Source organism: Parasphingorhabdus sp. (genome assembly GCF_049667325.1).
In the GTDB taxonomy this organism is placed as follows: Bacteria; Pseudomonadota; Alphaproteobacteria; order Sphingomonadales; family Sphingomonadaceae; genus Parasphingorhabdus.
Map to the genome: position 1 here is coordinate 1 of NZ_JBATHY010000047.1, position 14,912 is coordinate 14,912.

General features: G+C 56.4%; 12 protein-coding genes and 1 pseudogene. 4 read left to right on the forward strand and 9 right to left on the reverse strand.

Annotation, left to right across the window (positions count from 1 at the left end):
* Together WBM93_RS02560 and WBM93_RS02565 are read right to left on the reverse strand one after the other, a co-directional pair.
* Positions 1 to 193 (reverse strand): annotated as a pseudogene (locus WBM93_RS02560) (TldD/PmbA family protein); the annotation flags it as partial.
* An 88-nt stretch (positions 194 to 281) separates the two neighbouring features.
* Positions 282 to 674, reverse strand: a complete 393-nt coding sequence (locus WBM93_RS02565; protein WP_424427864.1) for a hypothetical protein — start codon at positions 672 to 674, stop codon at positions 282 to 284.
* Positions 675 to 884: 210 nt separating this feature from the next.
* Here WBM93_RS02565 and WBM93_RS02570 point away from each other — a divergent pair, with 210 nt between their 5' ends.
* On the forward strand, positions 885 to 2,177 hold the full coding sequence (locus tag WBM93_RS02570) for an NADH:flavin oxidoreductase/NADH oxidase family protein (RefSeq protein ID WP_424427866.1): 1,293 nt from the start codon (positions 885 to 887) through the stop codon (positions 2,175 to 2,177).
* A gap of 62 nt (positions 2,178 to 2,239) precedes the next feature.
* Here the strand turns inward: WBM93_RS02570 and WBM93_RS02575 are convergent, their stop codons facing one another.
* From WBM93_RS02575 to WBM93_RS02585, 3 genes are all read right to left on the reverse strand, one after another.
* The gene (locus WBM93_RS02575) at positions 2,240 to 3,265 is read right to left on the reverse strand and encodes a hypothetical protein (RefSeq protein WP_424427868.1); all 1,026 of its coding nucleotides are present in this window, start codon (positions 3,263 to 3,265) and stop codon (positions 2,240 to 2,242) included.
* The gene (locus WBM93_RS02580) at positions 3,246 to 5,228 is read right to left on the reverse strand and encodes a CHASE2 domain-containing protein (protein ID WP_424427870.1); all 1,983 of its coding nucleotides are present in this window, start codon (positions 5,226 to 5,228) and stop codon (positions 3,246 to 3,248) included. The genes WBM93_RS02575 and WBM93_RS02580 overlap by 20 nt, the downstream gene beginning before the upstream one ends.
* Before the next feature lie 82 nt (positions 5,229 to 5,310).
* The gene (locus tag WBM93_RS02585; RefSeq protein WP_424427872.1) at positions 5,311 to 6,990 is read right to left on the reverse strand and encodes a long-chain-fatty-acid--CoA ligase; all 1,680 of its coding nucleotides are present in this window, start codon (positions 6,988 to 6,990) and stop codon (positions 5,311 to 5,313) included.
* A gap of 94 nt (positions 6,991 to 7,084) precedes the next feature.
* Between WBM93_RS02585 and WBM93_RS02590 the strand changes: the two genes are divergently transcribed.
* Positions 7,085 to 8,368 (forward strand): TCR/Tet family MFS transporter, encoded by a 1,284-nt coding sequence (locus WBM93_RS02590; RefSeq protein ID WP_424427874.1) that lies wholly within the window; start codon positions 7,085 to 7,087, stop codon positions 8,366 to 8,368.
* A 38-nt stretch (positions 8,369 to 8,406) separates the two neighbouring features.
* Here WBM93_RS02590 and WBM93_RS02595 read toward each other — a convergent pair whose 3' ends face one another.
* From WBM93_RS02595 to WBM93_RS02610, 4 genes are all read right to left on the reverse strand, one after another.
* A complete protein-coding gene (locus WBM93_RS02595) occupies positions 8,407 to 9,525 on the reverse strand; it encodes an MBL fold metallo-hydrolase (protein ID WP_424427876.1) in 1,119 nt (372 codons plus the stop codon).
* Between the two features lie 86 nt (positions 9,526 to 9,611).
* Positions 9,612 to 10,322 (reverse strand): cell cycle transcriptional regulator TrcR, encoded by a 711-nt coding sequence (locus tag WBM93_RS02600; RefSeq protein WP_424427878.1) that lies wholly within the window; start codon positions 10,320 to 10,322, stop codon positions 9,612 to 9,614.
* A gap of 273 nt (positions 10,323 to 10,595) precedes the next feature.
* A complete protein-coding gene (locus WBM93_RS02605) occupies positions 10,596 to 11,015 on the reverse strand; it encodes an NUDIX hydrolase (protein WP_424427880.1) in 420 nt (139 codons plus the stop codon).
* A gap of 4 nt (positions 11,016 to 11,019) precedes the next feature.
* Positions 11,020 to 12,030 (reverse strand): NAD(P)H-quinone oxidoreductase, encoded by a 1,011-nt coding sequence (locus WBM93_RS02610; RefSeq protein WP_424427882.1) that lies wholly within the window; start codon positions 12,028 to 12,030, stop codon positions 11,020 to 11,022.
* A 100-nt stretch (positions 12,031 to 12,130) separates the two neighbouring features.
* On the opposite strand from WBM93_RS02610, the gene WBM93_RS02615 reads away from it, so the two are divergent.
* Both WBM93_RS02615 and clpA read left to right on the forward strand, forming a co-directional pair.
* Positions 12,131 to 12,328, forward strand: coding sequence for a DUF1192 domain-containing protein (locus WBM93_RS02615; RefSeq protein ID WP_424427884.1), 198 nt, complete (start codon positions 12,131 to 12,133; stop codon positions 12,326 to 12,328).
* Between the two features lie 267 nt (positions 12,329 to 12,595).
* A partial coding sequence (clpA, locus tag WBM93_RS02620; RefSeq protein WP_424427886.1) for an ATP-dependent Clp protease ATP-binding subunit ClpA occupies positions 12,596 to 14,912 on the forward strand: 2,317 nt, incomplete at its 3' end.

A 14,912-nucleotide genomic window follows, 5' to 3' on the forward strand; every position in this document is an offset into this window, starting at 1 on the left:
GTTTGCCGACAAAAACCCTGAGGCCGATTTCCTCCCCTTCCGACCGCTCGACATCTTCCAGATTCCCGAGACGGATCTGCACCTGGGTGGCCGCATCGCACACATAGATGGCGTCAGCGGCATCGGCGCCGGCTTTTTTGGCTTGGGATATAAGGGCGTCGGCGCGATCCTGCGCTTCTGTAGGTTTTAGCATGCGCCGGACATAGGTGCGGCACCCTGCAAGGTCAACGATGCGGTGTTAATAGGGGAAGAAAGGATTGCCGGCTTTCGGAGCCCGGATATTAGACCAACGATCCAATCGCCTTAATCAAACCGACAAAGACAAATGGCAACCCGATCGCCAACATCCAGAGGACGACCTGATCGGACCGGAATTTAGCGGCAATGCTCTGCTCGGACAAGCCACTGCTGTTCATCTTCGTCCAGCGTTTCTCGAATTTTCGGCAAAAAGGAATGATCACGGCAACCAGCAGAACCAGACCGAAATAGGGGGCGATTGACATGCCTTTGGTCTCGATGAAGCTGAGCACGAAAAATATCTGCATCAATGTGTAGACGAGCAAGGCGGCCGCGCAATTGTTACTCATTTTCTTGTCCCAGCGAATGCCGGTATACTGCACATCGTGACGTGCATGATGCTTGCTGACCGATTTGCGGGGTGCTGCTGCAACCATATCCATTCCCCTCAGAATTCCATCTCTAATCTTCGCCGACGGTTTGCCGCCGTGCGATAAGTAGGAATAGTATACCCTATTCGATGCAAAAGCAAAACATACGCTTTGTTAAGCATATAATATTGCTCCTGCGGCGGTTCCGCTTGCCAAAAATTCCAAGATGCGACAGAATCAGTTTTTAATCGCAATTTACATTCGGGGCTTATCTGCATGACGATTTCTCTTTCCGATCCGCTGTCTTTACCCTGTGGCGCCACTCTGCCCAACCGGCTGAGCAAGGCAGCCATGACCGAAGGCCTGGCAAGCCCGGACGGTGTGCCGACGGGGGAACTGGAACGGCTTTACGGGCTATGGTCAGATGGCGGGGCCGGGATGCTGTTGAGCGGCAATATCCAGATCGATCATGACCATCTCGAGCGGCCCGGCAATGTCGTTATCGACGGCGCTGCAAGTGACGCCATGATGGCGGCACTGCGAAGCTGGGCCGGGGCAGCGACCCGCAACGACAATCATTTCTGGGCGCAAATCAGTCACGCCGGCCGCCAGACACAAAGCAATGTCAACAAACATCCCAAGGCACCGTCAGCCGTCAAACTCGGTCTGCCCGGCGGGCAATTTGGCGAACCTGTGGCGCTGACCGGCACAGAAATCGAAGAACTGGTCGACCGTTTCGCGCTGGCCGCCAAAACCTGTCAGGACGCGGGTTTCACCGGCGCGCAGATCCATGCCGCCCATGGCTATCTGCTCAGCAGTTTTCTCAGCCCGCGAGCCAACCAGCGCACCGACGAATATGGAGGCAGTCTGGAGAACAGGGCGCGTTTCCTGCTCGCTGTGGTGGCAAAAACGCGTGCGGCGGTCGGTCCCGATTTCCCGATTTCGGTCAAGCTCAACAGCGCCGATTTCCAGAAAGGCGGATTCAATTTCGATGACAGTTTGCAGGTGGTAAAATGGCTGGAGAATGCCAGCGTAGATCTGGTCGAAATTTCCGGAGGCACCTATGAACAGCCCGCCCTGATGGGCGCGGACGGGATCGAAGAGAAAGAGCAGCAGAATCTAGCCCCCTCGACCAAAGCGCGCGAGGCCTATTTCGTCGATTTCGCTAAAGCGATGCAGGATGCGGTAAAGGTGCCGCTGATGGTAACCGGCGGTTTCCGGACCCGCGCGGCAATGGAATCGGCGCTGGAAAGCGGTGCCGCCGATCTAATTGGTCTGGGCCGACCGATGTGCGTGATGACCGATGCCCCGAAGCAATTGCTGGAAGGCTTGGAAGCACTGCCGCGGTTCGAGGAGGAACTCCGGCTGATCCCCGACTGGATGGGATTTCTCATGCGTTTCCAGATGGTCAAGGCGGTCGCCGGCTTCGCTGTCATATTCTGGTTCTACGAACAGCTGGAAAATCTCGGCAAGAGCGGGAAGACCGATCCGGGACTGAGCGTGTTCAAGGCATTCCGCGCCGTCGAGGCGCGCAACAAGCGGATATTGGCAGCGCGCAGCCCACGCTGACCCTCATCATTGGCTTGCAGAATTCAATCCGGACTCCAAAAAGCGGAATATCGCGGCGCTCGCTACCGCCCTCCCGCTCCAAAAATTGCTGCGTTGGTGCGCTCCACACCATCCTGATTCAAACTTTCTTCGAGTGCAACCATCTGGCCGGCGCAGTTGTTTCGCGAATAGGCCAATGCCAGTCGACCCAGATTTCCTGTCTTGATCTCGGTCGGCACAATCGAGATCAAGCTCGCCTCCTCATCAGCGGCATTGACGATGGCATAATCGCCAAATGGGGCGACATTAAATTGCTCAGGCCAGGGCTTGCTTTGCTCACCGGTTACGAAAGTCAATTCAATCGTTTCATTATCCGACTGGCGAACAATTTTTATCGGCTCTGGTCTATCGGCAGAAGCACGCCACAGTTGCAGACCGGACAGGGGCGTCAGGCAAATATTTTCACTTTTTGCGATGTTGATCTCGTTGAACCGACGGCTGCGTAACACCGGCGTTGCAGCGGTATAGGCGTAAGCCCTGGTCGCGGAGCCACCGACAATCCCGGGCATGGCTTCCGGCATGGGAACATCATGGGCGAATTCAGGCCGACGCGTCTCGGCGACCACCGGGGGAGGAGGTGCAGCGGCAATCTCTGCTGATACTGACGGTGGCGGCGGAGATGGTTCGGCACTGCGCATCGCAGCTGTTCTGGCTCTCGAGTTTACCCTCTCCCGGCTTAGGGTTGCCAAGTTTGAACTCGCGGCCCTTCCCCTTGCCGCGCCGGACGCGACCGCGGAATCGCCGGTAATGAAATTCAGGATACTATCGAGTATAGATACCGAACTGCGTTCTTGAATGGCCCGGTTGATCGGATATTTCCCTGGTCCGGGAAAAGTACGCCGGACATTGTTGACCAATATCGTCACCCGATCGCCGCGACCGAGTAACAGAATTGCGTCCTCGCGCAGCGTTTTGCCTTCCGGATAGCTGGCAGCCGCTCCGCCGCTCGACGCAACAACCCGCGCCTGGGCGAGCACCGGCGTCGATGAGCCGATCATGCCGATAGACGTGATAACGGCTATCGTGGTCTTACTTGCTCTCGAAAACATAGCTCCCTCCAGGGTCAATGGATTTCAGTCTATCACAAAATTTCGCGATTGCTAAATCTCCGGGCCGACTGTCTTTGAGCGCTAGTAACCGGTCCAACGCTCCAGCCTTGCCGCTGTCAAATTCGGCATAAATCCGGTTTGACTGTTCCGCAATTTCGCGGTCTGCCTCGTCAACCGGTTGCAGGATGGCAATCGGGGTTGAACGCCCCGAAAGCGAGACTCGTCCCAGCTGACGAAACGGGCGTGATTCCTGGAGTTGCCCCAATACATCTCCGCTGATCAAGATACCGGTGCCGGTTTGCTTGTTCGCGCTTTCCAAACGGGCAGCGGTGTTCATCGCATCTCCCAATGCGGTATACTGGATGCGGTCATCGCCCCCGAAATTTCCGACGATCGCCTCGCCAAAGTGCAACCCTATACGAGTGATCCCTATCGGCGGTACATCCCCAGGCGCTTCCTTCCGAAACTTTTCTCCGCAATCCCACATTGCAATTGCGCAATCAACGGCCCGCTCCGCGTCGCCAGGCCGAGCTATGGGAGCGCCCCAAAATGCAACCACGGCATCTCCGACAAATTTGTCAATTGTACCGCCATGCTCCAGCACCACTTCACTCAACCGCTGGAGATAATCATTGAGCAATACGGCGACAGTCTCTGGCGGGATAGCGTGACTGAGTTTGGTGAAGCCCTGTAAATCGCTGAACAGGGCAAAGATTTCGCGCTTTTCACCCTTGAGCTTCAACTTTTCCGGATCGGCCAGAATTTGTTTGGCGACCTCGTCGGGTAAATATTTACCGAGCGCACCCTGCGCGAATCGACGTTTATCCAATCCGATCGATTTCGCGAGGCTGTTGGCGACCATGTAGGATAATATCCAGCACGCAACCCAGCCAAACGCGGGAATGTTGAGCGTGTCATAATTCATCCACTGGAACAAAAACGGCAATGCAATCAACAACAAGAGCTGGATAAAGAGCGACGGAACCAGTCGGCTGTTGGGCATCTCGGAAAATGCGGTCAAGCTGGCGATGGCGATAATGAAAAGACTCAACAACGCAACCAGCCAGGCAGGTATCAATACCAGCCAGTTATCGTCCAGAATTTGCGCGAGCATATTGGCATGGACGTTGACTCCCGCCATCATCCTGCCGCGAGTAATGATAGATATCGGTGTACGAAACACATCACTACCCGGCACATCAAGTCCGATCAGAACATATTTTCCAGCAATGATCGATTTTAGCTGCTGTTTCGAAAATTCATTCTGGAACTCATCCAGCGATATTTTCAGGAAGACGCTGTTGTCTTGTGCATATACTGGCCGGCGATAGGTGATCGAATATCCCGCCCGGTCATATTCCTGCGGTGGATCGGCAAGTGCATGGGACAATGGCCTGTAGCCGAGCGGGTTGGCCGCGGGCCAGGCTCTCACAACCCGGCCGACGTCTAGCTGGAGGCTAACGTCAACGCTCTCTGCATTGCCCGTCGTAGCGCGATCGTGAAATTGCCGTTCAATTCGTGCCGCCTTTTGAGACACTTCGGGATCATGCCATGCTGATTCGCTTGTTCCAGCCGCACTGATCAATGCGATTTTAACGGGTATTTCCAGCTCTGTGATCGCCTGCAAAAGCTGTTCATCTGCATCGGTGCTTTGATCGTAAATAAAATCCAGCGCCACAGCCCGCGGCTTCATATTCTGCAGATCGTCAAGCGTCCTCGTCAATATGTTCCAGTCCAGCGGCGAATATTGTTTGCTTTTGAAGACCGTCTTTTCGTCATAGGTCAGGATGACAATTCTGTCGTCCTGATCGATTGTCTCCATCATCAGACTAGCACGCAGATCGTATAGAATGGCTTCCGCATCCCGGAAAACCGGAGCGGACCAACTGACCAGGGTGATCAGGAATATGATCGACAGCAACAGCAGTGAGGCAGCAATGCGAACTGCGCCAGCTTCAACCAAAAATCTCTTTGCTCGGCCTTGTACGATACCAGCCCCCTTCCCCTAGTCCGAAGATACGGGGTGGCACGCTGGCCGTAAAGCCCTAGCCCAATTCCTCTTCGCGAAGTGCTTTGCGATCCAGCTTTCCGATCATCGTCTTGGGCAGGTTCTCCCTTACCACGACCTCGACAACCCGTTCATGCTTGCCGAGTTGGGGATTGAGCCATTCCTTGATTTGTTCACCGCTAGCATCCATCCCCGGATCGAGCGTGACATAGGCCTTGGGACTTTCGCCGCGATAGGCGTCAGGGACACCTATCACCAATGCCTCCTTGACCGCATCATGCCTGTAGAGCACTTCCTCGACCTGGCTGGGAAAGACCTTGAAACCGCCAACCGCGATCATGTCCTTCAGGCGATCGACAATCTTGATATAGCCGTCCTCGTCGATGGTCGCGACATCACCGGTGCGCAGGAAACCGTCAAGAAACACCTGATCATCTTCCTCCGGCAAGTTCCAGTAGCCCTGCATCACCTGCGGACCGGAGAATATCAATTCCCCGGGCTCACCCTTAGGCGCCGGCCGGGTCGGATCGCTCTTGTCGACCAGCTTTACGATCGTTCCGGGTACCGGCTGTCCGATCGTGCCAGGCTTGTTGAGCCCCATATAGGGATTGGCGCTGACCACGCCGCAGCTTTCGGTCAGGCCATAGCCTTCGACCAGCTTTGCCCCCGTCTTGGCCTCGAATTTCTTCTTGAGCTCCATCGCCAGCGGCGCTCCGCCCGATACACAGACCTTGAGCGAAGAAAAATTGGTCTTGTCGATATCAGGATGGTCGAGCAGCGCCTGATACATGGTCGGCACGCCGGGCATCGCAGTGATTTTGGTGCGGGTGATCGCCTTCAATGTCTGCTTGGCATCGAAGCGGGGCAGCATGACAATCTCGCCGCCGCGTTCGACGGTACGGTTGAGTACCGCACTGTTGGCGAAAACGTGGAAAAACGGCAAAACGCCCATCACCCGGTCCGGTTCGTCGAGAAAGGGATCGATGCCGTTGATCTGCCGCGCATTGGCGGTCAGGTTCTGATGCGTGCACATCGCTCCCTTGGGCGTGCCGGTAGTGCCTCCGGTATATTGCAGCAAGGCAATATCCTTGTCCGGACGAATATTGGGTGCTTTGTAATTGCCGTCGTTGTCGGTCAGGTCCGAAAAGACGGTGATCCGGTCATCATCAGGTTGCGGGCTATTCTCCTTACGGCGGAACAGCGAATAAAACAGCGCCTTGCCCTTAGGCAGCGCACCGGAAATACTCCCGACCACCAGTCGTTCGAGGCTCGACTGCTGAAGCACCTCGTAGGCCGTCGGAAAAACCGCAGTGGCCGAGAGGGTGAACAGGATTTTTGTACCGCTATCCTCGATCTGGTGATTCAGCTCATCCACCGTGTAAAGTGGCGAAAAGTTGACCACCGTCGCACCAATTGCCATCGCTCCATAATATGCGCTGACATAATGCGGAACATTGGGAAGGAACAGGCCGATCCGGTCGCCTTTCCGGACGCCCAGATCCTGAAGCCCCTTGGCTACACGGACAACGCCAGACGCAATCTCTGCATAGCTATATTTGCGTCCCATGAAATCAAGCAGATTGGCATCGCCGCGCCGGCCAGCCGAACGAAAGAACATTCCGGGCATCGACAAGGGCGCGTAAAACTGGTCCCACTGGGTGGGATGATTGTAGCGGGTTTTCCAGATCGGTGGCTGGTCGTGATGTTTTTCAGTCATTGCCATTTACGTAAGTGATGGCGGTTGAACTGACAATCAAAATAGCGGGTTAATATCTCCCTTTTCACGGGACCAGCGTGTAGGGAGTGAACCAATGTCCGAATCCACTTCTCCGCCTGCAGCCAAATCATCCTTGGTCTTTGTTTTTCTGGTCGTGCTGATCGATATGCTCGGCTTTGGCATCATCATGCCCGTGTTGCCGAAGCTGATCACAAATATCACCGGCGACTCGATCTCCAATGCTGCGGTCTATGCCGGCTGGCTGGCCTTCGCTTATGCGGCGATGCAATTTGTCTTTGGCCCAATCGTCGGGAACCTGTCGGACCGCTTCGGGCGGCGTCCTGTATTGCTGGGAGCGCTGGGCGGCTATGCCATTGCCTATGTTCTGATGGGATTCGCACCGTCGCTAATCTGGCTGTTTGTCGCGCGGATCATTGCCGGGATCATGGGCGCCAGTTTCAGCACCGCCTATGCCTATATTGCCGATGTCTCGCCGGCCAAGCAGCGCTCGCAAAATTTCGGCCTGATCGGTGCTGCCTTTGGCCTCGGGTTCATCTTCGGTCCGGCGATTGGCGGCATATTGGGCGAATATGGCACCCGCCTGCCCTTTTTTGCGGCCGGTCTGTTGGCGGCGGTTAATTTGCTCTTCGGCTTTTTCATGCTCCGGGAAAGTCTGCCGGTTGAAAAACGCCGTCCGTTCAACATTGCCCGCGCCAATGCTCTGGTCGCGCTCCAGGGGCTTCACGGTCAGAACAAGATCGTCTTCTGGTATGCGGCTGCGTTGACGGTTTGGATGACGGCCCATGTCGTCTATCCGATCATCTTCGCCTTTTATGCGATGGAAGCTTTTGGCTGGAGCGAAATGACCGTTGGACTGGCGCTCGCCTGTGTCGGTCTCGGTGCCGCCATCGTCCAGGGCCTTTTGATCCGCGTGTTGATCCCGCGCATCGGCGAACGCAATGCGGTGATTATCGCGGCACTTTCCATGGCAACCAGTTCGATGTTCTATGTATTCGCCGGACCCGATCAAGGATGGCTGATTTTCATCGCTATTCCGATCGGTTCCCTGCAGGGACTATTTCAACCGTCAATCAACGGCCTGATGAGCAATGCCGTTTCGGATGAAACACAAGGCGAACTGCAGGGCGCGGTAGCGAGCCTGCAGAGCATCGCCTCGGTCATCGGCCCGCCGATGTTTGCCGCAGTCTTTGCGGCCTTCACGGTAGCGGGTTCGATCTACTATCTGCCCGGCGCACCGTTTGGGCTGGCAGGGATTATCTCGCTGATCGCGCTGGCAATATTCCTGCGTGGCTACGCCCTGCACTGCACCAGCGGCGAAGTCGCACCGCCACCGGATATCAAAACCGTTACAGGTTAAAACAGGCCAATCGGCCGGAACATTGCCGCAATATCCGATCAGGCGGCGCTGTACCAGGCGGTGCCATCCTTCATTTCTAGTCGGGCGCGTCCGGTATATTGCAGATGCCGGAGGGTCGCCATCGCTTCTCCGCTGGCCATGCCGATGACGTCCGGCGTGATCGGGCGTTTGAACAGATAGGGAAAACTGTCGACCACCCGCTTGGGGCTTTCGCGCAGACCCTGCTCCAGATCGTCGAGCGCCTCGTTATGGCGCAAAGCCAGAGTATCGAGCCGCTGATGCGCGCCGAGGAACGGTCGGCCATGGGCGGGCAGAATAAGCAGTTCATTGTCCAGTTCGGCGCGAAACCGTGCGATGCTCGCCAGCCATTCGCCGAGCGGATCGCTGGTCGGCTCGCTCAACATGGTCGAGATATTCGATGTGATCCGCGGTAAAATCTGGTCGCCGGAGATCATTACCTTGGCCGTGTCATCAATCAGGCAGGCATGTTCCGGCGTGTGGCCATTGCCGATCATCACCCGCCATTCATGGTCGCCGGTGCGCAGTCTTGTGCCCTCTTCCATCCGGATATGGCTGATCGGGAGGTCCGACACGGCCCGGGCAAAACGCCCCCAGCCCTTGGCGGCGAAATCGTCGATCAGATTCTGGTCCCAGCCGCAGAATAGCCACTCGTCCAGCGCCTCCTGGGGTACGCCGTCGCGCTTGTCGGCAATCAGCAACCGGGTCAGCAACCATTCGGTGCGATTCATGTGCAACGGCACCTTGAACCGCTTAGCCAGCCAGCCCGCACAACCGACATGGTCGGGATGATAATGGGTGACGATGATCTTGGTCGCGCTCTGTCCCTGCAGCGCGCCCTCTTCGAACAGATGTTTCCACGCCTCGACAACCTGCGGCATGAACAGTCCGGTATCGGCAATGGCAAATCCGTCGCTGCCGTCGGCATGACGGTCCGAAAGCACCCAGTTGTTGATATGGCCCAGCGGACCGGGCACCGGCGTACGGGTCCAGCCGATGCCGGGCATCAGTTCAAAATATTCGCCATATTTCGGTTCATAGTCGCCGAGCGGATAGGTCAGACCGTCCGATTCAATCGGGTCAAAACCATGATCGGCGAGCATGACATCGTAGGCAGGCGGTTTTCGGGGAGCATCCATGGTCCAGCCATAGACCCTTGGTCACGGCAAGCGCAAGCCAGTTTAATTGATTGGTTAAACCTGGCTTTGGCGCGAACCGTCAAGGCTTAGCTGTCCTTGAAAAGCGTCTCTGCTGTATGCACGACGGGAGCCGCATCTTCCTCGCCGGTTTCACCGGACAGTGCGGCCTCGGCATCGCGTGCCGCCTGGGCGCGTTCTTCATGCAGCTCGGCAATCAGCGCTTCCTTGTCGCCGCCCAGCTTGGTGTCATCTGCCACTTCAGGCTCGATACCCGCTTTTTTCGCTGCCTTGGCAACGACAGCATCGAGCTCGCGCTGCGAGCAAAGACCGAGGGTCACGGGGTCTTTCGGCGCAATATTGGCGATATTCCAGTGCTCGCGTTCGCGGATGGCGTTGATTGTTGTCCGGGTGGTGCCGATCAGCTTGCCGACCTGAGCATCGGAAATTTCCGGGTGATTGCGGAGCAGCCAGGAGATGCCGTCGGGCTTGTCCTGGCGCTTGGAAACCGGCGTGTAGCGCGGTCCCTTGGTCCTGCGCACCTGATCCGGTCCCTTTTGCAAGACCATCCGGTAATTGGGATCTTTTTCGGCTTTTTCGATTTCTGCGTGGGTCAGTTCGTGCGCCTGAACCGGATCGCGACCGGTATATTTGGAGCTGGCGAGATCATCGGCCATCGCGTTGACTTCGAGAATATGGATACCGCAAAATTCGGCAATCTGTTCAAAACTCAGTGCGGTGTTGTCCACCAGCCAGCTGGCGGTGGCATGTTGCATAAGAGGAGTTGCTTGTTCGGCCATGATGGCTTCCTTCCGATAGCCGGCATTTCAGCGCCAGCGGCAATATAAAAATAAAGGGCCGCCCCCTTGCGGAGACGGCCTGTTGGAAGCTTATGTAGGCTGTTTGGAGGGAGTCGGCAAGATGTTTGGCTAACCGCGCGCAAAAATTGCCTTTGCCACTGTCCGGCGGGCCATATGCGATGCCGTTGCCGATCTTGGTACCGTCAGAATTCCCGCTCTGGACTCTGATGGTAGCAGCCCGTCCCGTTCTACGAAGTTTCGCTCACGCGGTGCCTACGCCTTGAGAAATTCCTGTACCCGCAACTGCAGGTGCGGAACGGCATCTTCGCTCATCAGGAACTCATCGACCGGCATCGTTTTCCAATCCTGTCCCTCATCGCCAAAGACGATATCGTCCAGCACCTGGGATGACAGCCGGCAGACAAAGAACAGCGCGACTTCGCCCGATCCGCGCCAGTTCGGGTAGGTCTGGACATGTTCGAACTCATCGGTCGCGATGCGAATGCCGAATTCTTCATATGTTTCGCGGGCGACGCATTCCACCCCACTCTCGCCATTTTCACGACCACCGCCGGGCAAATCGAGCATATTGGGGAACGGGATATCCGGCTTTTCGTCCCGACGATAAACCAGGATGTGATCGTCAATAAAAAACGCGACCTTCGCGCCGTGAAAGTCGTGTTCCCCGCCCACAAGGCTATTCGACGATCAGCACGATCTTGCCGATATGGTCGCCGGCTTCCATATGGGCATGCGCCTTGGCCGCGTCGGCAAGCGCAAAGCTCTCGTCCATCACCGGCTTCAATTTGCCCGCTTCGACATCGGGCCAGACATGGCGGTGCAATTCATCGGCCATCAGCGCCTTGCGCGCCGCGGACTGGGGCCGGAGAGTCGATCCGGTGAGGATCAGCCGCTTCATCATCACATGGGCCATGTTGATCGTCGCCTGCAGCCCGCCCTGAACCGCTATGGTCACATGACGACCGTCTGCCTTCAAACATTGCAGGTTGCGAGCGACATAGTCGCCAGCAACCATATCGAGGACGATTTCGACCCCTTGCCCGTCAGTGATCTTGTTGATCTCCTCGACAAAATCATGACTCTTGTAATTAATGGCATGATCGGCACCGATCTGTTTGGCTGCGGTGCATTTCTGATCGCTGCCGCAGGTCACAATGATATTGAGGCCGAAAAGCTTGCCTAGCTTGATCGCAGTGGTGCCGATACCGCTGGTCCCGCCATGGACAAGCGCGGTTTCGCCTTCGCGGGCGAAACCGCGATTGAACAGATTTCCCCACACCGTGAACAGCGTCTCGGGCAAGGCCGCCGCTTCGGCCATGGTCAGGCAATCCGGGACCGGCAGACATTGGGCCACCGGAGCGACGCAAAATTCGGCATAGCCGCCGCCATTGGTCAGCGCACAAATCTTGCGGCCAATCCATTCCGGTTCGACACCCTCGCCCAGCGCGACGACAGTTCCCGACACCTCAAGCCCGGGGAGCGGCGAGGCGCCCGGGGGTACCGGATACAGACCCATCCGCTGAATCACATCCGGCCGGTTCACTCCGGCCGCAGCGACCCGGATCAGCACTTCCCCTGGAGCCGGCTGCGGGACCGCTAAAGTCGCCGGTTTCAAGACTTCCGGTCCGCCCGGTTCGCTGATCACGACGGCGGTCATTTCTTTTTGCAGAACTTCAGATACGGCCATTGAATATCCCCCGGGAAATTTGCGACGTCCCTTATTCATGCCCCTTATTGACAGCAAAGCGCGGGCGGTCAACATTACCCTGCAGGAGGCCTGTTGATTCATGGATGATGACGAAAATTTACCGCGTAATGCCAATGACCCTGTCGCCCTGCTGGTCAAACAAGACATTGATCCATTATCTGTGGACGAACTGGATCAGCGGATTGCGTTGCTAAAATCGGAAATAAGCCGCTGTGAAGCTAAGAAAAACTTTGCGGTGACCCATCGCGCCAGCGCCGAAGACCTGTTCAAAAAATGATAATTGCTGGCATATCATAAAGTATTTGTTAACCTTGTTTAATAATAGTCAGGTTCGACCGTTCCATATTGGACCGTAAGGAGAAGTGAGACGAAAAATTGGCAGTTTTGGCCGATTGGCTACAGATCCGAGGCAGACGCTCTTGACCTTTAAGGCGAGGCTCACGATCTAGAGTACAAGCAATTGGTTAAAGCCCGAGGCCGGATGGAACAGCATCGGTTTCGGCAACAGGGGCGTCAACACCGTCCCAATTTTGGAGTAAAGTAAATGCCATCATTCGCGGAATCGCTTGAGAAAACCCTGCATCAGGCGCTGAAAAATGCTTCTGACCGCAGCCATGAATATGCGACGCTCGAGCATCTTCTTCTCGCGCTGCTTGACGATGGCGACGCTTCACAGGTGATGAACGCGTGCGGAGTGGACCTGGGCGAACTGGAAGACGCCGTGGTTCTCTATCTCGACAGCGAGCTCGATTCCCTGAAGGTCGAAAAAGCGATTGACCCGTCCCCCACGTCTGGGTTCCAGCGGGTTGTGCAGCGGGCAATCCTCCATGTTCAATCGTCCGGCAAGGATGAAGTAACCGGTGCCAATGTACTGGTCGCTTTATTCTCCGAACGGGAAAGCTATGCAGTCTATTTCCTCCAACAGCAGGATATGAGCCGGCTCGATGCGGTCAGCTTTATCAGCCACGGTGTCGGCAAGGGCGGCCAGACGGTCGAACCGGCCGAATTGTCGGGCCACGAAGGCGACGAGGACAAGAAAGAAAAGAACAAGAAAGAGACGGCGCTCGACCAGTTTACCGTCAATCTCAACAAGAAAGCCTCTGATGGCCGGATCGATCCGTTGATCGGACGGCAGGCGGAAGTGGACCGGACAGTCCAGATCCTGTGCCGTCGGTCGAAGAACAACCCGCTTTATGTCGGCGAACCCGGCGTCGGGAAAACCGCTATTGCCGAAGGCCTCGCTCTTCGCATTGTCGAGGGCAATGTCCCCGATGTGTTGAAGCCAGCAGTCATCTATTCGCTCGACATGGGCTCGCTGCTCGCGGGAACCCGCTATCGCGGTGATTTCGAAGAACGGCTGAAGCAGGTTGTTTCCGAGCTGGAAAAAATGCCGGATGCGGTCCTGTTCATCGACGAAATTCACACCGTGATCGGTGCCGGCGCGACCAGCGGCGGCGCAATGGATGCATCGAACCTTCTCAAGCCGGCGCTTTCCGGCGGTATCATTCGTTGCATTGGATCAACCACTTACAAGGAATTCCGTAACCATTTCGAGAAGGACCGCGCGTTGCTGCGGCGCTTCCAGAAGATCGATATCAACGAGCCATCGGTGGAAGACACGATCAAGATCCTCGCTGGCCTGCGCGGTGCATTCGAAGAACATCACAAGGTCCGCTATTCACCCGACGCGTTGAAATCGGCGGTGGAATTGTCGACTCGCTATATCAACGACCGCAAGCTGCCGGACAAAGCGATCGACGTAATCGACGAAGTCGGTGCAATGCAGATGTTGTTGCCGCCTTCGCGCCGCAAAAAAATGATCACGACCAAGGACATCGAAGCGGTAATCGCGACGATGGCGCGCATCCCGCCCAAATCCGTGTCCAAGGACGACAAGAAGACGCTCGAGAATCTGGAAAAAGACCTCAAGCGCGTGGTCTTTGGCCAGGACGAGGCGATCAAAAAGCTGTCCAGCGCGATCAAACTGTCCCGTGCCGGGTTGCGCGAACCGGAAAAACCGATTGGCAATTATCTGTTCAGCGGCCCGACCGGCGTCGGCAAAACCGAGGTCGCCAAGCAATTGTCATCGATCATGGGCATTCCGCTCAAGCGCTTTGACATGTCCGAATATATGGAGCGCCACAGCGTCTCCCGTCTGATCGGGGCACCTCCGGGCTATGTCGGCTATGATCAGGGCGGTCTGCTGACCGATGCCATTGATCAGAACCCGCATTGCGTGCTGTTGCTCGACGAAATCGAGAAAGCCCATCCCGACCTGTTCAATATCCTGTTGCAGGTGATGGACAACGGCAAGCTTACCGATCACCATGGTAAAACGGTCGATTTCCGCAATGTCGTATTGATCATGACGACCAACGCCGGCGCGTCCGATATGGCGAGGGAAGGCATCGGCTTTGGCAATAATTCCAAGGAAGATGCTGGCGAAGAAGCGGTGAAGAAAACCTTCACTCCCGAATTCCGCAACCGACTGGATGCGATTGTGCCCTTCGCCTATCTGCCACCGGAAGTGGTGGCGCGGGTCGTCGAGAAATTCATTCTCGAGCTCGAAATGCAACTGGCCGACCAGAATGTCCATATCACGCTCGACGAGGATGCCCAGGCATGGCTCACCGAACGCGGCTATGACAAGCTCTACGGCGCCCGTCCGATGGGCCGCTTGATCCAGGAGAAGATCAAGCAGCCGCTCGCCGAAGAATTGCTGTTCGGCAAGCTCAAAAATGGTGGCGAGGTCAAGGTCCACCTGAAGGACAATACTCTGACGTTCGAGGTGACAGCGGCCGCACCCAAGGCGAAGAAGAAGAAGAAAGCTCCGCCGAAGAAAAAAGCCGAGTCCAAGACAA